Below are 20,682 nucleotides of genomic sequence, written 5' to 3' on the forward strand. Positions count from 1 at the left end.
ACCTCAGAAGTGGATCACGCTACGGATGCTCTTACCTTCATGCATCAGGTCGAAGGCCTTGTTGATGTCTTCCAGGCCCATGGTGTGGGTGATGAAGGTGTCCAGCGGGATTTCGCCCTTCTCGGACATTTCCACGTAGCTTGGCAGCTCGCTGCGGCCTCGCACACCGCCGAACGCCGAACCGCGCCATACCCGGCCGGTAACCAGCTGGAACGGACGGGTGGCGATTTCCTGGCCGGCACCCGCCACACCAATGATCACCGACTCGCCCCAGCCCTTGTGGCAGCATTCCAGGGCCGCGCGCATCAGTTGCACGTTGCCGATGCACTCGAAGGAGAAGTCCACGCCACCGTCGGTGAGGTCGACAATCACTTCCTGGATCGGGCGGTCGTAGTCTTTCGGGTTGACGCAGTCGGTGGCACCCAGTTGACGGGCGATTTCGAACTTGGCCGGGTTGATGTCGATGGCGATGATACGCGAGGCCTTGGCCTTGACCGCACCGATCACCGCCGACAGGCCGATACCGCCGAGGCCGAAGATGGCCACGGTGTCACCCGGCTTGACCTTGGCGGTGTTGAGCACCGCGCCGATACCGGTGGTGACGCCACAGCCCAGCAGGCAGACCTTTTCCAGGGGGGCTTCCTTCTGGATTTTGGCTACGGAGATTTCCGGCAGCACGGTGTACTCGGAGAAGGTCGACGTGCCCATGTAGTGGAACAGCTGCTGGCCCTTGTACGAGAAACGCGTGGTGCCGTCCGGCATCAGGCCTTTGCCCTGGGTGGCACGAATGGCCTGACACAGGTTGGTCTTGCCCGAGAGGCAGAACTTGCACTTGCCGCATTCCGGGGTATACAGCGGGATCACGTGGTCACCCACGGCAACCGAGGTCACGCCCTCGCCTACCGCTTCGACGATCGCGCCGCCTTCGTGGCCGAGAATCGACGGGAAGATACCCTCCGGGTCCGCCCCGGACAGGGTGTAGGCGTCGGTATGGCAAACACCGCTGGCGACCACGCGCAGCAGCACTTCACCGGCCTTGGGCATGGCCACGTCGACTTCGACGATTTCCAGGGGTTTCTTGGCCTCGAAGGCTACGGCAGCACGGGACTTGATCATCAAAGGTCTCCAGACAGAGGGTCGATTCAGGCTTGCAGTGTAATTCAGCCGCTTTTGATGAATAATCCGGGCAAAGACAAAACATTATTGCCATACAGGGATAATCAATGAGCAGCCGCTGGGAAGGCATCGACGAATTCGTCGCCGTAGCCGAATCAGGCCAGTTCACCGCGGCCGCTGAACGGCTGGGAGTATCTTCGTCACATATCAGCCGGCAGATCGCTCGCCTGGAGGAGCGCCTGCAGACGCGCCTGCTGTACCGCAGCACCCGCCGGGTAACCCTGAGCGAGGCCGGGCAGACCTTTCTGCAGCATTGCCAGCGCCTGCAGGATGGCCGCGAGGAAGCCCTGCGCGCCATGGGCGACCTGGCCAGCGAGCCCAAGGGTTTGCTGCGCATGACCTGCGCGGTAGCCTATGGCGAGCGCTTCATCGTGCCACTGGTAACGCGGTTCATGGCGCTGTATCCGCAACTGCGGGTGGATGTGGAACTAAGCAACCATACCCTCGACCTGCTGCATGAAGGCATGGACCTGGCCATCCGCCTGGGCAGGCTGGCCGACTCTCGGCTGGTGGCCACCCGCCTGGCACCCAGGCGCATGTACCTGTGCGCCTCGCCGGCCTATCTCGAGCGCTATGGCCGACCACACAGCCTTTCGGAGCTGGCGCGGCACAATTGCCTGGTGGGCAGTTCGGATTTGTGGGCGCTGCAGCAGGATGGCCGTGAAATCAGCCAGCGGGTGCAGGGCAATTGGCGCTGCAACAGTGGGCAGGCGGTGCTGGATGCGGCGTTGCAAGGGATAGGGTTGTGCCAACTGCCGGATTATTACGTGCTGGAACACCTGAACAACGGTGCGCTGGTGTCACTGCTAGAGGCGCACCAGCCACCAAATACAGCGGTATGGGCGCTATATCCGCAGCAGCGGCACCTTTCGCCGAAGGTACGGCGGTTGGTGGATTACCTGAAGGAAGGGTTGGCGGGGTTGCCGGAATATCGTCTCGGCTGAAGGAGTGCGCTGCTTGTACTGGCCCTTTCGCGGGCATGCCCGCGAAGAAGCCAGCACTGGTCCAAAGCCTTAGCGACGCCCTGCCCAACGCTGGCGCAACCACTCCAGGTCTTCCGGCCGGGTCACCTTGATGTTGTCACTTCGCCCTTCAACCAGCCGCGGCGCTTGACCGGACCACTCGATGGCCGAAGCCTCATCGGTCACCACGACATCCGACACCAGGCACTCGGCCAACGCACGGTGCAACGCACCCAGGCGGAACATCTGCGGCGTATACGCCTGCCAGATGGTGCTGCGGTCCACGGTAGCGCTCACCCGGCCATTGCCATCGGCACGCTTGAGGGTATCGCGCGCCGGCACCGCCAGCAGGCCACCCACCGGGTCGTCTGCCAATTCCGACAACAGCTTGTCCAGGTCGCTGCGCGCCAGGTTTGGCCGCGCGGCATCGTGCACCAGTACCCAATCGCTGTCCGAGGCCCCTTGGGCATGCAGCACCAGCAAGGCGTTGAGCACCGAGTCAGCGCGCTCACGCCCACCTGCCGCGCGCTGGATGCGCGGGTCGCTGGCGTAGCGCAGGCCAGGCCAATACGGGTCGTCATCGGCAATGCTGACTACCACCCCTGCAAGCGCCGGGTGGCCAAGAAAACAATCGAGGCTGTGCTCGAGAAGGGTCTGCCCAGCCAGCTCCAGGTATTGCTTGGGGCGGTCGGCAGCCATGCGGGCACCAACGCCCGCAGCAGGAATCACGGCCCAGAAGGCCGGCAAGGTATTGATCATTTCTGTGGCAACTGGAAGAGGGTTTCGCCCTCTTTGACCATCCCCAATTCATGGCGAGCCCGTTCTTCAACGGTCTCCATGCCTTTTTTCAGCTCCAGCACTTCGGCATCGAGCACGCGGTTACGCTCAAGCAAGCGCTCGTTTTCGGCATGCTGGTCGGCAATCTGCTGCTTCAGCTCGGTCACTTGCGCCAGGCTGCCGTTACCCACCCACAGGCGGTACTGCAGGCCACCCAGCAGCAGGAGCAGAACGAGGAACACCCAATAGGGACTGCGCATCACGTTATCCAGGTTAAAAAGGCTGCCGCATACTTTTTTACGGGGCCTCGAATAGCACGAAGCCTGGCCGAGGCCAGGCTTCGTTGACAGAAACCCGTTGGAACGTAGTTAAGTTCAGTACGAACGTTCCTACCGCTCCGGCTGCTGTCTTTTTACCATCTCTTGCTTAGCCGCGAAACTCGGCACGACCACGGTAAACCGCTTTGGCGCCCAGTTGCTCTTCGATGCGCAGCAGCTGGTTGTACTTGGAAACGCGGTCGGAACGGCACAGCGAACCGGTCTTGATCTGACCCGCGGCAGTACCCACGGCCAGGTCGGCAATGGTCGAGTCTTCGGTTTCACCGGAACGGTGCGAGATCACTGCAGTGTAGCCAGCAGCCTTGGCCATCTGGATCGCTTCCAGGGTTTCGGTCAGCGAGCCGATCTGGTTGAACTTGATCAGGATCGAGTTACCGATGCCCTTCTCGATGCCTTCCTTGAGGATCTTGGTGTTGGTCACGAACAGGTCGTCACCGACCAGCTGGACTTTTTCACCGATCTTGTCGGTGAGGATTTTCCAGCCAGCCCAGTCGGACTCGTCCAGGCCGTCTTCGATCGAGATGATCGGGAAGCGCTCGGTCAGGCCTTTCAGGTACTCGGCGAAGCCTTCGGCGTCGAACGACTTGCCTTCGCCGGACAGGTTGTACTTGCCGTCTTCGTAGAACTCGGAAGCCGCGCAGTCCAGGGCCAGGGTCACGTCGGTGCCCAGCTTGTAGCCGGCTTTTTCGACCGCTTCGGCGATGGCGCCCAGGGCGTCTTCGTTGGAAGCCAGGTTAGGCGCGAAACCACCTTCATCACCTACGGCGGTGTTCAGGCCACGGGCCTTCAGCACGGCTTTGAGGTGGTGGAAGATTTCGGTACCCATGCGCAGGCCGTCGGAGAAGGTCTTGGCGCCAACCGGCTGAACCATGAACTCCTGGATGTCGACGTTGTTGTCGGCGTGCTCGCCACCGTTGATGATGTTCATCATCGGCACCGGCATCGAGTACTGGCCAGGAGTGCCGTTCAGGTTGGCGATGTGCGCGTACAGCGGCAGGTCCTGGTCCTGGGCGGCAGCTTTGGCGGCAGCCAGGGAAACAGCCAGGATGGCGTTGGCGCCCAGCTTGGCCTTGTTCTCGGTACCGTCCAGTTCGATCATGGCGCGGTCCAGGGCCTTCTGGTCGGAAGGGTCCTTGCCCAGCAGCAGCTCACGGATCGGGCCGTTGATGTTGGCGACGGCCTTCAGCACGCCCTTGCCCAGGTAACGGCTCTTGTCGCCATCACGCAGCTCCAGCGCTTCGCGCGAGCCGGTGGAAGCACCGGACGGCGCGCAAGCGCTGCCGATGATGCCGTTGTCGAGCAGTACATCGGCTTCCACGGTGGGGTTGCCACGCGAATCGAGAACTTCACGACCTTTGATGTCGACGATTTTTGCCATTGTTGTAAGCACTCCAGAATTTGACGAAAACAACTTAGCTTAGGAAATTCTTGCCGTTCACCGGGCGGACTTGCTTTGGGCAGGCCAGGTGAAGGGAGCCCCTGACCGACTGGTCAGGGGTGGATCGGGCGGTACTTTACCCGAGAAATGAGCTTTACGCGGTTTCTACCGTCGGAAAACTTTTCACCAGGTCGTCCAATTGCTTGAGCTGGGCCAGGAACGGCTCCAGTTTGTCCAGGCGCAGGGCGCATGGGCCATCGCACTTGGCGTTGTCCGGGTCGGGGTGGGCCTCGAGGAACAGCCCGGCCAGGCCCTGACTCATGCCGGCCTTGGCCAGGTCGGTGACCTGGGCACGGCGGCCACCCGCCGAATCGCTGCGGCCACCCGGCATTTGCAGGGCGTGGGTCACGTCGAAGAACACCGGGTACTCGAACTGCTTCATGATGCCGAAGCCGAGCATGTCCACCACCAGGTTGTTGTAGCCGAAGCTCGAACCACGCTCGCAGAGGATCAACTGGTCATTACCGGCCTCTTCGCACTTGGCCAGGATGTGTTTCATTTCCTGGGGGGCGAGGAACTGGGCCTTCTTGATGTTGATCACCGCGCCGGTCTTGGCCATGGCCACCACCAGGTCAGTCTGCCGCGACAGGAAAGCCGGCAACTGGATGATGTCGCACACCTTGGCGACGGGCTCGGCCTGGTAAGGCTCGTGTACGTCGGTAATCACCGGCACGTTGAAGGTGCGCTTGATCTCTTCGAAGATCTTCAGCCCTTCTTCCATGCCTGGGCCACGGTAGGACGTCACCGACGAACGGTTGGCCTTGTCGAAGCTGGCCTTGAACACATACGGGATACCGAGCTTTTCGGTAACCCGCACATACTCTTCGCAGACCTTCATTGCCAGGTCACGGGATTCCAGGACGTTCATGCCGCCGAACAGGACGAACGGCTTGTCGTTGGCGATCTCGATGTTACCGACGCGAATGATCTTCTGGGTCATTGATCAGGCCTTGTTCTTCTGAGCCAGAGCTGCCTTGACGAAACCACTGAACAGCGGGTGGCCGTCACGTGGGGTCGAAGTGAATTCCGGGTGGAACTGGCAAGCGACGAACCATGGGTGGTCCTTGGACTCGACCACTTCCACCAGCGCGCCGTCTTCGGAACGACCGGAAACCACCAGGCCTGCGTCGACCAGCTGCGGCAGCAGGTTGTTGTTCACTTCGTAGCGGTGACGGTGACGCTCGGTGATCACGTCCTTGCCGTAGCAGTCGTGCACCTTGGAACCGGCAGCCAGCTGGCAGTCCTGAGCACCCAGGCGCATGGTACCGCCCAGGTCGGAAGCCTCGTCGCGGGTCTCGACGGCACCGGTGGCATCGGCCCACTCGGTGATCAGGCCGACCACAGGGTGGCCGCTGTTACGGTCGAATTCGGTGGAGTTGGCGTCTTTCCAACCCATCACGTTACGGGCGAACTCAATCACCGCCACTTGCATGCCCAGGCAGATACCCAGGTACGGCACCTTGTTCTCACGGGCGTATTGCACCGCGGTAATCTTGCCTTCCACGCCGCGCAGGCCGAAACCGCCAGGCACCAGGATGGCATCGGCGCCTTCGAGCAGGCTGGTGCCCTGGTTCTCGATGTCTTCCGAGTCGATGTAGCGCAGGTTGACCTTGGTGCGGTTGGTGATGCCGGCGTGGCTCATTGCCTCGATCAGCGACTTGTACGCATCCAGCAGTTCCATGTACTTGCCGACCATGGCAATGGTCACTTCGTGCTCTGGGTTGAGCTTGGCATCGACCACTTTGTCCCACTCGGACAGGTCGGCGCCGTTGCACTGCAGGCCGAAGCGCTCGACGACGAAGTCGTCCAGGCCCTGTGCGTGCAGTACGCCCGGGATCTTGTAGATGGTGTCGACGTCTTCCAGCGAAATCACCGCACGCTCTTCAACGTTGGTGAACAGCGCGATCTTGCGACGCGACGAGGCATCGACCGGGTGGTCGGAGCGGCAGATCAGCACATCAGGCTGCAGGCCGATGGAGCGCAGCTCCTTGACCGAGTGCTGGGTCGGCTTGGTCTTGGTTTCGCCAGCGGTGGCGATGTACGGGACCAGGGTCAGGTGCATCAGCATGGCACGCTTGGAGCCCACTTCGACGCGCAGCTGGCGAATGGCCTCGAGGAACGGCTGCGACTCGATGTCACCCACGGTACCGCCGATTTCCACCAGGGCCACGTCGGCATCGCCGGCGCCCTTGATGATGCGACGCTTGATTTCGTCGGTGATGTGCGGGATGACCTGGATGGTCGCGCCCAGGTAATCACCACGGCGCTCCTTGCGCAGCACGTGCTCGTAGATACGGCCGGTGGTGAAGTTGTTGTTCTGGGTCATGGTGGTGCGGATGAACCGCTCGTAGTGGCCCAGGTCGAGGTCGGTCTCGGCGCCATCGTGGGTGACGAACACTTCACCATGCTGGAACGGGCTCATGGTGCCCGGATCGACGTTGATGTACGGATCCAGCTTGAGCATGGTGACCTTCAGGCCCCGCGCTTCCAGGATGGCCGCCAGGGAAGCCGAGGCAATGCCTTTCCCCAATGAAGAAACAACACCGCCCGTGACGAATATGTAGCGCGTCATGAAAAACCCTAGAAGTCTGCGTTAAGGCGGCCAGCGCCGCCGGAGAAAGCGAAGGAAGGCCGAAGCCCCCGATCACCTGCGTCAATCACAGTGCATCTCGAAAAACTGCCGCGTCTGTACAGACCAGGGGTATCCCCGGCATGGAGCTCGCTCGTCATTTCCAGAATCAGCCCAGCAAAAAACTGCTTGGTAATCGGCAACCCCTGTGTTTTCGCGGAACCCACAGAAGTTGTATCAAGAAGGGAGGGTAGTCTACCGGAATGTACCCTTCAGCTCAAACCTTGCGCGTTCGTCGGTAACTGCCAATGCAGCTGGCAATCCGCCTGCACCTGCCTGGGCAAGTTGGCCACTGCCAGCAGGCGTTCGCCCCGATACAGCAGCGGCAGGCGCGAACGCAGGAAATGCGGCACTTGCTGCTCGTTGAGCAGGCGCTTGAGGTCGCGCCGTCCACGGCCGGGGATCTCCAGCATTTCACCACCCAGGCGGTAGGCGATGCGCAACCCATCGAGCTGGCCTGCGCCAACAAGACGCACACTACCATTGCCCGGCAACAGCAACGGCTCGTCAGGATCAGCCCAGGCCAGCTGGCCGGTGGGTGTCTTCAGCCAATCGCCACTCAACCACCAGACGCGCCCTTGGCTACGCAGCAACCGCCCATCGGCAAGCGACCAGACTGGCTGGGCATCGGCGCCGGCATCGCGCAGGTCTGCCCAGCCAGCCCAATGCCGCGTGTCGGGCAAACGAGTGCGCTGGCTCAGCCAATATTGCAAGGCATTGCGTTGACGGGACGGCGAAAGCGTCGCCAGGGCAGCCAGGCCGAGCGATGGTAGCGCCGACCACGCGGCGGGTGCCCCCTCCTGCGCGCGCGCCAGGTCGGCCTGGGCCAGTTCGTCCAACAGGCCCAGGGCCTCACCCAAGTGCTCTGCAGCGCGGGCGAGGTTCTGACTGGCTTGTGGCCAACGTTGTTGCAAGCGCGGGAACACCTCGCCGCGCAGGTAGTTGCGGGCGAAATGTGTGTCAGTGTTCGACGGGTCTTCGATCCAGGCCAGCCGGTGGGCGCTGGCGTAGTCCTGCAACTGTTGCCGGGCACACCCCAGCAACGGCCTGGCCAGGCTGCCCTGCCCTAGCGTCCGCTGCCCCGGCATTGCCGCAAGGCCACGCAGACCGGCGCCGCGCAGCAGGCGGAACAGCAGGGTTTCAGCCTGGTCGTCGCGGTGCTGGCCGGTGAACAGGATGTCGCCAGGGCCGAGCGTTTGCTTGAAAGCGGCATAGCGGGCGTCGCGAGCGGCCTGTTCGACACTCGCGCCAGGGCTGACCTGGACGTGGATGACCTGGAGTTCGATGCCGAGATTGTCGCAGATGGCTTGGCAATGGGCAGGCCAGGCGTCAGCGGCGGTTTGCAGGCCGTGATGGACATGAATGGCGCGCAACGGGGGGGACGCGTGGTTGCGGGCGTAGTCAGCCAGCAGGTGCAGGAGGACGGTGGAGTCGAGGCCGCCGGAGTAGGCGATGTACCAGTTGGGGGCATTGAGCCAGGGGTTGAGGTTGATCATCTAGCCCTCGCTCGATTCAACAAAGCATTCGCGGGCACGCCCGCTCCCACAAGTATGCCGCTAGCCCCGAGGGTAGAGCATTACCTGTGCAAGCGGGCGTACCCGCGAACACCGGCGAAGCCGGTGCCCGTCATCTCGCTATCAGAGGCCGTAGCTCATCAGGCGCTCGTAACGGCGTGCCAGCAGCGCGTCGTTGTCGAACTTGCCGAGCATGTCCAGTTGCTGCACCAGGTCGGCACGGATGGCTTCCGACATCTTGGCCGGGTCACGGTGGGCGCCGCCCAGCGGCTCCTGGATGACCTTGTCGACAATGTTCAAGCTCTTCAGGCGCTCGGCAGTGATGCCCATTGCCTCGGCGGCGTCAGCGGCTTTGTCGGCAGTCTTCCACAGGATTGAAGCGCAGCCTTCCGGCGAGATCACCGAGTAGGTGGAGTACTGCAGCATGTTCAGTTGGTCGCACACGCCGATGGCCAGTGCACCGCCAGAACCACCCTCACCGATCACGGTGGCGATGATCGGGGTTTTCAGGCGCGCCATCACGCGCAGGTTCCAGGCGATTGCCTCGCTCTGGTTGCGCTCCTCGGCGTCGATGCCTGGGTATGCACCTGGGGTGTCGATGAAGGTCAGGATCGGCATTTTGAAGCGCTCGGCCATCTCCATCAGGCGGCAAGCCTTGCGGTAGCCTTCCGGGCGCGGCATGCCGAAGTTGCGACGCACCTTCTCGCGTACTTCGCGGCCCTTCTGATGACCAATGACCATGACTGGCTTGCCGTCCAGGCGGGCGGTACCGCCTACGATGGCAGCATCATCGGAGAAGTGGCGGTCACCGTGCAGCTCTTCGAACTCGGTGAAGATGTGCTCCAGGTAGTCCAGGGTATAAGGACGACGTGGGTGACGGGCCAGGCGGGCGATCTGCCAGCTGGTCAGGTTGCCGAAGATGCTTTCGGTCAGGGTGTTGCTCTTGTCTTGCAGACGGGCAATTTCATCGCTGATGTTCAGCGAGTTGTCGTTACCTACCAGGCGCAGGCCTTCGATCTTGGCTTGCAGGTCGGCAATCGGCTGTTCGAAATCGAGAAAATTCGGGTTCATAGTCATCCGTCTTGGGTCTACGGCCAGGCGGCCGGCCGGTTGATCCGTTTGGCGCCATACCTTAAGGGATCAGGCGCATTCAGGTCGAGATTAAATGTTTTGTCGGTTCAACGATATTGCAGGAAGACGTTCTCACGCCCGAACTGGTCACGCAGCGCCTGAATCAGCCCGTCGGCCGGGTCGATCGCCCACTGCTCGCCGAACTGCAGCATGGCCTTGGCGTCGCTGCCGGTGTACTCCAGGGTGATCGGGCAAGCACCGCGATGGCGGGTGATCAGCTCACCCAGCCACTTCAGCCGGTCGCCCTTCAGGGCATCGTGCGCCACTTTCAGGCGCAAGCTCTCGGCCAGCTTGGTGCGTGCGTCTTCCATGGTCATGACCTGCTTAACCCGCAGGCGCAGGCCGCCGGAGAAGTCGTCGTTGCTGACCTCGCCTTCGACCACCACCATGGCATCGGCCTGCAGCAAGGACTGTGCCGCGATGTAGGCATCTGCGAACAGGGAAGCCTCTATGCGCCCGGAGCGGTCATCCAGGGTAACGAAGCCCATCTTGTCGCCCTTTTTGTTCTTCATCACCCGCAAGGCGATGATCATGCCGGCGATGGTCTGGGTTTCGCGCGACGGCTTGAGGTCGATGATGCGCTGGCGGGCGAAGCGGCGGATCTCGGTCTCGTACTCGTCGATCGGGTGACCGGTCAGGTACAGGCCAAGGGTGTCTTTTTCGCCCTTCAAGCGCTCCTTGAGGGTCAGCTCGCGGACCTTGCGGTGGTTGGCATAGACGTCGACTTGCGCCTCGTCGAACATGCTGCCGAACAGATCGACGTGACCGCTGTCAGCGGTGTGGGCCGCTTGCTCGGCAGCCTTGATGGCCTCACCCAGCGCCGAGAGCAAGGTCGCACGGTTGATGTCGATGTTGGCCTGGTAGGCCTTTATCTCGTCATGGAAGTGCGGGCCCAGCCGGTCCAGCGCGCCGCTGCGCACCAGCGCATCGAGGGTACGCTTGTTCACCCGTTTGAGATCGATGCGGTCACAGAAGTCGAACAGGTCCTTGAACGGGCCGCCCTGGGCACGGGCCTCGACGATTGCTTCCACCGGGCCTTCGCCGACGCCCTTGATGGCACCCAGGCCGTAGACGATACGGCCGTCGTTGTTGACGGTGAACTTGAAGTCGGAGAAGTTCACATCTGGCGCGTCCAGACGCAACTTCATGCTGCGAACTTCTTCTACCAGCACCACCACCTTGTCGGTGTTGTGCATATCCGCCGACAGTACCGCAGCCATGAATGGCGCCGGGTAGTGGGTTTTCAGCCAGGCGGTCTGGTAGGACACCAGGCCATAGGCTGCGGAGTGAGATTTGTTGAAACCGTAACCGGCGAACTTTTCTACCAGGTCGAAGATGTTACCAGCCAGGTCCGCATCGATATTGTTGGCCACGCAACCTTCGATGAAACCACCGCGCTGCTTGGCCATTTCCTCGGGCTTTTTCTTACCCATCGCCCGGCGCAGCATGTCGGCGCCGCCCAGGGTATAGCCTGCCATCACCTGGGCGATCTGCATTACCTGTTCCTGGTACAGGATGATGCCGTAGGTGGGCGCCAGTACCGGCTTGAGGCCTTCGTACTGGTAGTCCGCATGTGGGTAGGCCAGCTCGGCGCGGCCGTGCTTGCGGTTGATGAAGTCGTCCACCATGCCCGATTGCAGCGGGCCGGGGCGGAACAGTGCCACCAGTGCGATGAGGTCTTCCAGGCAGTCGGGCTTGAGCTTCTTGATCAGCTCCTTCATGCCCCGCGATTCAAGCTGGAACACGGCCGTGGTTTCGGCCTTCTGCAACAGCTCGTAGGTCTTGCGGTCATCCAGCGGGATGAAGTCGATGTTCAAGTCGGGCAGGTTGTTCTTGGCCTGCTCGCGGTTGATGATCTCCATCGCCCACTTGATGATGGTCAGGGTACGCAGGCCGAGGAAGTCGAACTTCACCAGGCCGGCGGCCTCGACGTCATCCTTGTCGAACTGGGTGACCAGGCCACCGCCTTCTTCATCACAAGCGATCGGCGAAAAATCGGTAAGCTTGGTCGGCGCGATAACCACACCACCGGCGTGCTTGCCGGTACCCCGGGTCACACCTTCCAGCTTCAGGGCCATGTCCCAGATTTCGCGGCCGTCTTCGTCGCTTTTGAGGAAGTCGCGCAGGATTTCTTCCTGCTCGTAGGCCTTCTCCAGGGTCATGCCCACTTCGAACGGGATCATCTTCGACAGGCGATCGGCCAGGCCGTAGGACTTGCCCTGCACCCGCGCCACGTCACGCACCACCGCCTTGGCGGCCATGGTACCGAAGGTGATGATCTGGCTTACCGCGTTACGGCCGTAGGCCTCGGCCACGTAGTCGATGACCCGGTCGCGGCCGTCCATGCAGAAGTCGACGTCGAAGTCGGGCATGGAAACACGTTCAGGGTTCAGGAAGCGCTCGAACAGCAGGTCATAGGCCAGCGGGTCAAGGTCGGTGATCTTCAGTACGTAGGCCACCAGCGAGCCGGCACCCGACCCCCGCCCCGGGCCAACCGGCACGTCGTTGTTCTTGGCCCACTTGATGAAGTCCATGACGATCAGGAAGTAACCGGGGAAGCCCATCTGGATGATGATATCCAGCTCGAACTTCAGGCGGTCGAGGTAAACCTGGCGCTTCTCTTCGTAATTGGGCGTGGTGTCTTTCGGCCACAGCACCGCCAGGCGCTCTTCAAGGCCCTCGTAGGACACATGCCGCAGGTAATCGTCGATGCCCATGCCGTTGGGCGTCGGGAAGTCAGGCAGGAAGTATTTGCCCAACTGCACCTGGATGTTGCAGCGCTTGGCGATTTCGACCGTGTTGGCGATGGCGTCGGGCAGGTCGCTGAACAACTCGGCCATTTCCTCGGCCGACTTCAGGTACTGCTGGTCGCTGTAGCCACGCGGGCGGCGTGGGTCGTCGAGGGTCCAGCCTTCGCCGATGCATACACGGGTTTCGTGGGCGTCGAAGTCCGACTGCTTGATGAAACGCACGTCGTTGGTGGCCACCAGCGGCGCGCCAAGCTTGTCGGCCAGGGCTACTGCAGCGTGCACGTATTCCTCGTCGCGGGCGCGATTGGTGCGCTGTACTTCAACATAGAAGCGCTCGGGGAACATGCCCATCCAGTCTTGCAGCAGGGCTTGGGCTTCATCGTCTCGACCATTGAGCAAGGCCATGCCGATGTCGCCTTCCTTGCCCGCAGACAGGGCAATCAGGCCTTCGCTGGCGGAGGCGATCCATTCACGCTGGAGGATGACCAGGCCGTTTCGCTGGCCGTCGGTCCAGCCCCGCGAGATCAATTCGGTGAGATTGCGATAGCCCTGGGGGTTCATGGCCAGGAAGCAAATGCGCGACAGCGGGGCTTCCGGGTCGGCACCGGCCAGCCACAGGTCGGCACCGCAGATCGGTTTGATGCCGGCGCCCATGGCCGTTTTGTAGAACTTCACCAGCGAGCACATGTTGCTCTGGTCGGTGATCGCCACCGCTGGCATGTTCATCCCGGCCAGCGCCTTGGCCAGCGGTTTGATCCGCACCAGACCGTCGACCAGCGAGAATTCGGAGTGGACGCGCAGGTGAACGAAGGGAACCGACATGGAAGATCCTGTAGCAGTGCTTAACGACAAGGGCGGGATTGTAGCTTAAATGGGGAGGGGATTTGGGGCTGCGTCGCAGCCCTTCGCGGGCACCCCCGCTCCCACCGAGAGATTGCTGCCATTATCAGCGACGCCGCACCTGCGGCAGCGGGCAAGCCCGCGAAGCGGCCCTGGCAGGTCAGATCAGGGAATCGGTGACGCCTTCACGCGCTTCCCACGCCGCCCGCACCGGGGCAAACGAACGCCGATGAATGGGCGTAGGCCCCAGGCGCGCGAGCGCCTCAAGGTGCACGGGAGTCGGGTAACCCTTGTGCCCGCCGATGCCATACCCTGGGTAGATCAGTTCGAATGCACTCATTTCCCGATCACGGGTTACTTTGGCCAGGATCGATGCCGCCGCAATGGCCGGCACCTGGCTATCGCCCTTGACCACAGGCGACGCCGGCACGGCCAGCTTCGGGCAGCGGTTGCCATCGATCAAGGCCAGCTTGGGGGTAATGTGCAGGCCTTCCACCGCACGTTGCATGGCCAGCATGGTGGCTTGCAGGATATTCAGGCGGTCGATTTCCTCGACCTCGGCGCGGGCGATGCAGAAGCTCAGGGCCTTTTCGCAGATCTCGTCGAACAGCGCCTCGCGTTTGGCCTCAGTGAGTTTCTTCGAATCGTTCAGGCCAAGAATCGGTCGCGCAGGGTCGAGGATCACTGCCGCCGTAACCACTGCGCCGCACAGCGGGCCACGGCCCACTTCGTCAACGCCGGCAACCAGGTCTTCGACCAGGTTGAAGTCCAGTCCAATTTGCATGTCAGCGGTCCTTGAGCAGGGCCAGTACCGCCTCGACCGCCTGGTTGGAGGCGTCACGGCGCAGGGTGCGGTGAATTTCGTCGAAACGTTCGGTCTGTTGGCTACCATCGCGCACCAGCGGCGCAAGGGTGTTGGCCAACGCTTGGCTGGTGGCTTGGTCCTGCAGCAGCTCGGGCACCAGCTCGCGCTGGGCCAGCAGGTTCGGCAACGACACGTAGGGGCTTTTCACCAGGCGCTTGAGAATCCAGTAGGTCAACGGTGCCAGGCGGTACGCCACCACCATCGGCCGCTTGTACAGCAGCGCTTCGAGGGTCGCGGTGCCCGAAGCGATCAACACCGCGTCACAGGCCGCCAGGGCTTGGTGCGACTGGCCATCGAGCAAGGTCAGCGGCAGCTGGCGCCCTTCAAGCATGTGCTCGACCTGGGCACGCCGCGCAGCGTTGGCACAGGGCAGCACGAAGCGCACACCCGGCACCTGCTGACACAGGTGCTCGGCTGCATCGAGGAATAACGCGCCCAAGCGCCCTACTTCACCACCCCGGCTACCGGGCATCAGCGCCACTATCGGCCCTTCGCCCAGGCCCAGTGCGGCACGCGCGGCCGAGCGGTCAGCTTCAAGCGGGATGGTGTCGGCCAGCGGGTGGCCGACAAAGCGCACCGGTACACCTTGCTCTTCGTAGAAGCGCGCCTCAAACGGCAACAGCGTCAGCATCAGGTCGCAACCTTCGCGAATCTTCAGCACACGCTTCTGCCGCCAGGCCCACACTGATGGGCTGACGTAGTGCACGGTCTTGATGCCGGCCTGACGCAGTTTCAGTTCGATATTGAGGGTGAAGTCCGGGGCGTCGATACCGATGAAAACGTCGGGTTTTTCGTCGATCAACGTCTGGATCAATAGCTTGCGGCGCTTGAGCAGCTCGCGCAGGCGCCCCAGTACTTCGACCAGGCCCATGACGGCCAGGCGCTCCATGGGGAAATAGGATTGCAGGCCTTCGGCTTCCATCAAAGGGCCGCCAACGCCGATAAAACGTACATCAGGGTGACGTGCCTTGAGGGCACGCATCAAGCCTGAACCCAGAATATCGCCGCTGGCCTCACCGGCGACCAGCGCTACGCAAAGCTGGGCCATATCAGCGTGTAATACCGCGGGCGGAGCTCACGATCGACTGACGGAACAGCTCGACCTCAGGATGTTGCGCGGCCGGCTCGGCCAGTTCCTTGAGCGCGTCTTCGACGGTCAGGCCCTGACGGTAGACAATCTTGTAGCAACGACGCAGCACGTGGATCACCTCGTCGCTGAAACCACGGCGGCGCATGCCCTCGAAGTTCATGCTGCGGGCTTCGGCCGGGCTGCCGAACACGGTCACGAAAGCCGGAACGTCCTTGCCAATCGCCGTGCCCATGCCGGAAAACGCGTGGGCGCCAATGTGGCAGTACTGGTGAACCAGGGTGTAGCCGGACAGGATCGCCCAGTCACCCACATGCACATGACCGGCCAGCGCCGTGTTGTTGACCAGGATGCAGTGGTTGCCGATGACGCTGTCGTGGCCAATGTGGGCGTAGGCCATGATCAGGTTGTGGTCACCCACGGTGGTCTCCGCGCGGTCCTGAACAGTACCACGGTGGATGGTCACCCCTTCGCGGATCACATTGTGATCGCCAATCACCAGGCGCGTCGGCTCCCCCTTGTACTTGAGGTCCGGGGTGTCTTCACCGATCGAGGAAAACTGAAAGATACGGTTGTGCTTGCCAATGCGGGTCGGCCCCTTGAGCACAACATGCGGGCCGATAACGGTGCCCTCCCCGATTTCTACATCAGGGCCAACGATCGACCAAGGGCCGACCTCGACCCCATCGGCCAGCTTGGCCGACGGATCGATAATGGCCCGAGGATCAATCGAATTCATAGGGAGCGTTCCGCGCAGGTGATTTCTGCCGAGCAAACCGGTTTGCCATCGACCAGGGCGCGGCATTCGAACTTCCAGATCATGCTTTTGCGGCTGAGGAACTTGGCTTCCAGCACCAGCTGGTCACCCGGCAGTACCGGCTGACGGAAACGCAGTTTGTCGGAACCGACGAAATAGTACAGGGTGCCATCGGCCGGCTTGGCATCGAGCATCTTGAAACCAAGGATGCCGGCCGCCTGGGCCATGGCTTCGATGATCAGGACGCCCGGCATGATCGGGTGCGCCGGGAAGTGGCCATTGAAAAACGGCTCGTTGATGCTGACATTCTTGTAGGCACGAATGCTCTGGGCCTCGAAGTCCAGATCCGTCACACGATCCACCAGCAGGAACGGGTAGCGGTGAGGCAGGTATTCGCGAATCTCGTTGATGTCCATCATTTCGGGGGGGAAGCCTGTAATAAGAATAGGGAGCGCAGGTGCTGACCACACGCTCCTTTTGCAATCCAAAGAGGAGCCAGCTAGCGACTGTTCACTCTTGCTCAGGGAATGGTATCAGCCTTCTGATGTCGGCAGGCCACCTGAGGTCACGGTATCGACGCGTTTTTCCAGCTGCTGAAGACGTTTGGCCATGTCATCCAGCTGGCGGATACGCGCAGCGCTCTTGCGCCAGTCAGCCAGAGGCTGCATGGCTGTGCCGGATGAATAGGAACCGGGTTCGGTGATCGAACGGGTTACCATTGTCATCCCGGAAACAAATACGTTATCGCAAATATCGATGTGCCCCACCAGGCCCACGCCGCCGGCCAGCATGCAATGCTTGCCGATGCGTGTACTGCCGGAGATGCCTACGCAAGCGGCCATAGCCGTGTGGTCACCGATCTGCACGTTGTGGGCGATCTGGATCTGGTTGTCGAGCTTGACCCCGTCCCCGATCCGCGTGTCGGACAGCGCACCACGGTCAACGGCAGTATTGACGCCGATTTCCACGTCATCACCAATGGTGACGCCACCAATCTGGGCAATCTTGCGCCAGATGCCCTTCTCATTGGCAAAACCGAAGCCTTCGCCGCCGATCACAGCACCCGACTGGATGACCACACGCTTGCCGATGGTGACGTCGTGATACAACGTAACCCGCGGCGCCAGCCAGCCGCCCTCACCTACAACGCAACGCGCACCGACGAAGCAATGTGCGCCGATGCTGACATCAGCCTCGATACGTGCACCACTTTCGATGACCGCGAACGGCCCGATGCTGGCGCTGGCGTCTACCTGCGCGTCCTCAGCCACCACGGCGCTGGGATGGATTCCCGCCACAGCCTTGGGTTTAGGGTCGAACAGGTGGGAAATACGCGCATACGCCTGGTAGGGGTCGGCCACGATCAGGGCATTGCCAGCGAAACTCTCGGCATCCGCGGCCTTGAGCAATACCGCACCCGCCTGGCAGTTATCCAGGTACTTGCGGTACTGCGGGTTGGCGAGGAAGCTCAACTGACCGGGGCCAGCCTCTTGCAAGGTGGCCAGCCCGGTAATCTGCAGCGCCTCGGGCCCCTTGAGGGTGGCACCGAGGGCCTCGGCCAGTTGGCCTAGCGTCATGGTCACACTCATATCAACGGGCTTGGTTCATGCGCTCGATGACCTGGCGGGTGATGTCGTACTGAGGTTTGACATCGATGACCGCACCACGCTCGAGAACGAGGTCGAAACCGCCTTTCTTGATCACTTCCTCGACGGCGCCATCCAGCTTCGGCTTCAGCTGCTTGAGCATATCGCGGTCAGCGACGGCCTTGGCTTCGTTCAGCTCCTTGGACTGGAACTGGAAGTCGCGGGCCTTTTGCTTGAACTCGAGTTCCAGGCGCTCACGCTCCTGCTGCTGCATCTTGTCACCGCCCTTGATCAGGCGGTCCTGGATGCCCTTGGCGCTGCTTTCCAGGCTTTTCAGCTTGGTCAGTTGCGGGCCGAACTTCTTCTCGGCATCGACCGCGTACTTCTTGGCGGCATCCGACTCGAGCAGGGCCATCTGATAGTTCAGCACGGCTACCTTCATTTCGGCGAAAGCCGGGGTGGCGACCAGCGCCGCGGCCACTACGGCCAGTTGAGCCAATTTACGCACGATGCACTCCTGGATAAACCGTTGTCATTAAGCAGGGGCCGACCTTAGAAGGTCTGGCCCAGAGAGAATTGGAACACCTGGGTATCGGCATCGTCCGGCTTCTTGACCGGCATTGCCAGGCTGAAGCTCAGCGGGCCCAGTGCGGTAATCCAGGTGACACCCAGGCCGACCGAACTGGCCATGCCCGAGAAGCCGACCTTCTCGCAATCAGGTTTGTTGCCGCAATTGGTGTCGAACACGTTACCCACGTCCCAGAACACGGACGTGCGCAGCGAACGCTGATCCTTGACGAACGGCAGCGGGAACAGCAATTCGACGCCACCTTGAACCAGCACGTTGCCACCGAACGGCAGCGGATCCTGGTCCGGGTCACGGATGGTACCGGGTTTGCCGTTAGGATCATCCGCGCCACGGCTCGGGGTACTGCGCGGGCCCAGGCTGCTGTCCTTGAAGCCACGGACAGAGTTGAAGCCACCTGCGAAGTAGTTCTCGTAGAACGGCAGGCCCGATGTACTGCCATAACCATCACCATAGCCCAGTTCGGTGTGCAGGCGCAGGGTGTAGTCGTTGCTGATCGGCTGGAACAGCTGCCCACGGTAGTCGAGCTTGAAGAACGACAGGTCGCTGCCCGGAATGGTGGATTCCAGGGTCAGGCTTTGCGAGTGACCACGGGTGGCCAGCACGCCTTTGTTCAAGGTCGATTCGGACCAACCGATCGAAGCCTTGAAGTTCAGGAAGTTGTCGCCTTCCTGGTCGAGGAAATCGAAGATCTCGTCAACGGTGTACTTACCGGTCTTGATCTTGTCTTGCTGCACGCTCAGGCCGTAGGTCAGGCGCGAGGTTTCGCTGATCGGGTAGCCCAGGCTCACGCCGGCACCGTAGCTGTCCACCGCATAGCTGGCCACGTCGACGTCGAGGTCGTCGTAGTCGGTGCTGCGGTAGAAGGCGTTGTAGCCCAGGCTGACGCCATCGGCAGTGAAGTAGGGATCAACGAAGCCGAAGTTGTAGCGGGTCTGGTATTCCGAACGGGTCAGGCCGACGGATACTTTGTTACCGGTACCGAGGAAGTTGCTCTGGCTGATCGAACCACCGAGGATCAGGCCGGCGCTCTGGGCGAAACCGACGCTGGCGGTGATCGAGCCGGAGGCCTGCTCTTCGACGCTGTAGTTGACGTCGACCTGGTCGTCGGTGCCCGGCACCGGTGGGGTCTCGACGTTGACTTCCTTGAAGAAGCCCAGGCGCTCCAGACGGGTCTTGGACTGGTCGATCAGGTAGGTCGACGCCCACCCGCCTTCCATCTGGCGCATTTCGCGGCGCAGCACTTCGTCTTCGGTCTTGGTGTTGCCGCGGTAGTTGATGCGGTTGACGTAGGCACGCTTGCCCGGGTCGACCACGAACATGATGTCGACCGTGTGGTCCTGGTCGTTCGGCTGTGGCACGCCGTTGACGTTGGCGAAGGTGTAGCCTTCGTTACCCAGGCGGCGGGTGATCAGCTCGGAGGTGGTGGTCATCACCTTGCGCGAGAATACCTGGCCTGGCTGCACCAGCAGCAGCGACTTGACCTGGTCTTCCGGCACCTTGAGGTCACCGGACAGCTTCACGTCGCGAACGGTGTACTTCTCGCCTTCGTTGATGTTGACGGTGATGTAGACGTGCTTCTTGTCCGGCGTGATGGACACCTGGGTGGAGGCGATGTCCATGTTGATGTAGCCGCGGTCCAGGTAGTAGGAACGCAGGCGCTCCAGGTCACCGGAGAGTTTTTCACGGGCGTACTTGTCATCGTTCTTGAAGAACGACAGCCAGTTGGTGGTCTTCAGCTCGAACAGCTGCCCCAGGGTTTCATCATCGAACACGTTGTTGCCAACGATGTTGATGTGCTGGATGGCGGCGACGGTGCCTTCGTTGATCTTGATCTTCAGCGCCACACGGTTGCGCGGCTGCGGCACCACTTCGGCGTCGACCTCGGCCGAGTAGCGGCCCTGGGCCACGTACTGGCGTTGCAGCTCGTTACGCACACCTTCGAGGGTGGCACGCTGGAAGATTTCGCCCTCGGCCAGGCCCGATTGCTTCAGGCCCTTCATCAGGTCTTCGGTGCTGATCGCCTTGTTGCCTTCGATCTCGATGCTCGACACCGACGGGCGCTCGACCACGTTGATGATCAGCACATTGCCATCGCGGTTCAACTGGATGTCCTGGAAGAACCCGGTCTTGAACAGGGAACGGGTCGAGTCCACCAGGCGGCGGTCATCGGCCTGGTCGCCGACGTTCAGCGGCAGGGCACCGAACACACTGCCGGCGGAAACCCGCTGCAGGCCGTTGACGCG

The 20,682-nt window shown here is 61.8% G+C and carries 17 protein-coding genes; 1 reads left to right on the forward strand and 16 read right to left on the reverse strand.

What is annotated here, in order from left to right; translation table 11 throughout:
• Positions 1 to 3: 3 nt before the first annotated feature.
• Positions 4 to 1,116 (reverse strand): S-(hydroxymethyl)glutathione dehydrogenase/class III alcohol dehydrogenase, encoded by a 1,113-nt coding sequence (locus DM807_RS26235; protein WP_012270857.1) that lies wholly within the window; start codon positions 1,114 to 1,116, stop codon positions 4 to 6.
• A gap of 107 nt (positions 1,117 to 1,223) precedes the next feature.
• Between DM807_RS26235 and DM807_RS26240 the strand changes: the two genes are divergently transcribed.
• Complete coding sequence (locus tag DM807_RS26240; protein WP_012270856.1) at positions 1,224 to 2,120, forward strand: LysR substrate-binding domain-containing protein; 897 nt, start codon at positions 1,224 to 1,226, stop codon at positions 2,118 to 2,120.
• Between the two features lie 69 nt (positions 2,121 to 2,189).
• Here the strand turns inward: DM807_RS26240 and ispD are convergent, their stop codons facing one another.
• The 15 genes from ispD to bamA form a co-directional block, all read right to left on the reverse strand.
• Positions 2,190 to 2,897 carry a 2-C-methyl-D-erythritol 4-phosphate cytidylyltransferase gene (gene ispD / locus DM807_RS26245; RefSeq protein ID WP_012270855.1) on the reverse strand — a complete coding sequence of 236 codons (708 nt, stop codon included), beginning with the start codon at positions 2,895 to 2,897 and terminating at the stop codon, positions 2,190 to 2,192.
• Positions 2,894 to 3,175 (reverse strand): cell division protein FtsB, encoded by a 282-nt coding sequence (gene ftsB, locus DM807_RS26250; RefSeq protein ID WP_012270854.1) that lies wholly within the window; start codon positions 3,173 to 3,175, stop codon positions 2,894 to 2,896. The genes ispD and ftsB overlap by 4 nt, the downstream gene beginning before the upstream one ends.
• A gap of 166 nt (positions 3,176 to 3,341) precedes the next feature.
• Positions 3,342 to 4,631, reverse strand: coding sequence for a phosphopyruvate hydratase (gene eno, locus DM807_RS26255; protein ID WP_012270853.1), 1,290 nt, complete (start codon positions 4,629 to 4,631; stop codon positions 3,342 to 3,344).
• 154 nt (positions 4,632 to 4,785) lie between these two features.
• The gene (gene kdsA / locus DM807_RS26260) at positions 4,786 to 5,631 is read right to left on the reverse strand and encodes a 3-deoxy-8-phosphooctulonate synthase (protein ID WP_012270852.1); all 846 of its coding nucleotides are present in this window, start codon (positions 5,629 to 5,631) and stop codon (positions 4,786 to 4,788) included.
• Positions 5,632 to 5,634: 3 nt separating this feature from the next.
• On the reverse strand, positions 5,635 to 7,263 hold the full coding sequence (locus DM807_RS26265; RefSeq protein ID WP_012270851.1) for a CTP synthase: 1,629 nt from the start codon (positions 7,261 to 7,263) through the stop codon (positions 5,635 to 5,637).
• Between the two features lie 269 nt (positions 7,264 to 7,532).
• The gene (gene tilS / locus DM807_RS26270; RefSeq protein WP_179028147.1) at positions 7,533 to 8,816 is read right to left on the reverse strand and encodes a tRNA lysidine(34) synthetase TilS; all 1,284 of its coding nucleotides are present in this window, start codon (positions 8,814 to 8,816) and stop codon (positions 7,533 to 7,535) included.
• A 141-nt stretch (positions 8,817 to 8,957) separates the two neighbouring features.
• Positions 8,958 to 9,905, reverse strand: a complete 948-nt coding sequence (locus tag DM807_RS26275) for an acetyl-CoA carboxylase carboxyltransferase subunit alpha (RefSeq protein WP_041166396.1) — start codon at positions 9,903 to 9,905, stop codon at positions 8,958 to 8,960.
• A 107-nt stretch (positions 9,906 to 10,012) separates the two neighbouring features.
• Positions 10,013 to 13,537, reverse strand: a complete 3,525-nt coding sequence (gene dnaE / locus DM807_RS26280) for a DNA polymerase III subunit alpha (RefSeq protein WP_179028148.1) — start codon at positions 13,535 to 13,537, stop codon at positions 10,013 to 10,015.
• 178 nt (positions 13,538 to 13,715) lie between these two features.
• A complete protein-coding gene (gene rnhB, locus DM807_RS26285) occupies positions 13,716 to 14,339 on the reverse strand; it encodes a ribonuclease HII (RefSeq protein ID WP_012270847.1) in 624 nt (207 codons plus the stop codon).
• 1 nt (position 14,340) lies between these two features.
• Positions 14,341 to 15,468 carry a lipid-A-disaccharide synthase gene (gene lpxB, locus DM807_RS26290; RefSeq protein WP_179028149.1) on the reverse strand — a complete coding sequence of 376 codons (1,128 nt, stop codon included), beginning with the start codon at positions 15,466 to 15,468 and terminating at the stop codon, positions 14,341 to 14,343.
• A 1-nt stretch (position 15,469) separates the two neighbouring features.
• Positions 15,470 to 16,246 carry an acyl-ACP--UDP-N-acetylglucosamine O-acyltransferase gene (gene lpxA / locus DM807_RS26295; protein ID WP_012270845.1) on the reverse strand — a complete coding sequence of 259 codons (777 nt, stop codon included), beginning with the start codon at positions 16,244 to 16,246 and terminating at the stop codon, positions 15,470 to 15,472.
• On the reverse strand, positions 16,243 to 16,683 hold the full coding sequence (gene fabZ, locus DM807_RS26300) for a 3-hydroxyacyl-ACP dehydratase FabZ (RefSeq protein WP_003252314.1): 441 nt from the start codon (positions 16,681 to 16,683) through the stop codon (positions 16,243 to 16,245). The genes lpxA and fabZ overlap by 4 nt, the downstream gene beginning before the upstream one ends.
• Positions 16,684 to 16,797: 114 nt before the next feature.
• Positions 16,798 to 17,853 (reverse strand): UDP-3-O-(3-hydroxymyristoyl)glucosamine N-acyltransferase, encoded by a 1,056-nt coding sequence (gene lpxD / locus DM807_RS26305; RefSeq protein WP_012270844.1) that lies wholly within the window; start codon positions 17,851 to 17,853, stop codon positions 16,798 to 16,800.
• Position 17,854: 1 nt separating this feature from the next.
• Positions 17,855 to 18,358, reverse strand: a complete 504-nt coding sequence (locus DM807_RS26310) for an OmpH/Skp family outer membrane protein (protein WP_012270843.1) — start codon at positions 18,356 to 18,358, stop codon at positions 17,855 to 17,857.
• Between the two features lie 44 nt (positions 18,359 to 18,402).
• Positions 18,403 to 20,682: outer membrane protein assembly factor BamA (gene bamA / locus DM807_RS26315; RefSeq protein WP_179028150.1), on the reverse strand; the 2,280-nt coding region annotated here is incomplete at its 5' end.

The sequence above is a fragment of the Pseudomonas hunanensis genome (assembly GCF_013393325.1).
GTDB classification, from domain to species: Bacteria; Pseudomonadota; Gammaproteobacteria; order Pseudomonadales; family Pseudomonadaceae; genus Aquipseudomonas; species Aquipseudomonas putida_P.

Excerpts from the sequence above, each read along its gene's own strand:
- kdsA (WP_012270852.1), bottom strand. The coding sequence starts at position 5,631 with ATGACCCAGAAGATCATTCGCGTCGGTAACATCGAGATCGCCAACGAC.
- lpxB (WP_179028149.1), bottom strand. The coding sequence starts at position 15,468 with ATGGCCCAGCTTTGCGTAGCGCTGGTCGCCGGTGAGGCCAGCGGCGAT.
- fabZ (WP_003252314.1), bottom strand. The coding sequence starts at position 16,683 with ATGATGGACATCAACGAGATTCGCGAATACCTGCCTCACCGCTACCCG.
- rnhB (WP_012270847.1), bottom strand. The coding sequence starts at position 14,339 with ATGCAAATTGGACTGGACTTCAACCTGGTCGAAGACCTGGTTGCCGGC.
- lpxA (WP_012270845.1), bottom strand. The coding sequence starts at position 16,246 with ATGAATTCGATTGATCCTCGGGCCATTATCGATCCGTCGGCCAAGCTG.
- lpxD (WP_012270844.1), bottom strand. The coding sequence starts at position 17,853 with ATGAGTGTGACCATGACGCTAGGCCAACTGGCCGAGGCCCTCGGTGCC.
- dnaE (WP_179028148.1), bottom strand. The coding sequence starts at position 13,537 with ATGTCGGTTCCCTTCGTTCACCTGCGCGTCCACTCCGAATTCTCGCTG.
- DM807_RS26265 (WP_012270851.1), bottom strand. The coding sequence starts at position 7,263 with ATGACGCGCTACATATTCGTCACGGGCGGTGTTGTTTCTTCATTGGGG.
- DM807_RS26235 (WP_012270857.1), bottom strand. The coding sequence starts at position 1,116 with ATGATCAAGTCCCGTGCTGCCGTAGCCTTCGAGGCCAAGAAACCCCTG.
- eno (WP_012270853.1), bottom strand. The coding sequence starts at position 4,631 with ATGGCAAAAATCGTCGACATCAAAGGTCGTGAAGTTCTCGATTCGCGT.
- ispD (WP_012270855.1), bottom strand. The coding sequence starts at position 2,897 with ATGATCAATACCTTGCCGGCCTTCTGGGCCGTGATTCCTGCTGCGGGC.
- DM807_RS26240 (WP_012270856.1), top strand. The coding sequence starts at position 1,224 with ATGAGCAGCCGCTGGGAAGGCATCGACGAATTCGTCGCCGTAGCCGAA.
- ftsB (WP_012270854.1), bottom strand. The coding sequence starts at position 3,175 with ATGCGCAGTCCCTATTGGGTGTTCCTCGTTCTGCTCCTGCTGCTGGGT.
- DM807_RS26275 (WP_041166396.1), bottom strand. The coding sequence starts at position 9,905 with ATGAACCCGAATTTTCTCGATTTCGAACAGCCGATTGCCGACCTGCAA.
- tilS (WP_179028147.1), bottom strand. The coding sequence starts at position 8,816 with ATGATCAACCTCAACCCCTGGCTCAATGCCCCCAACTGGTACATCGCC.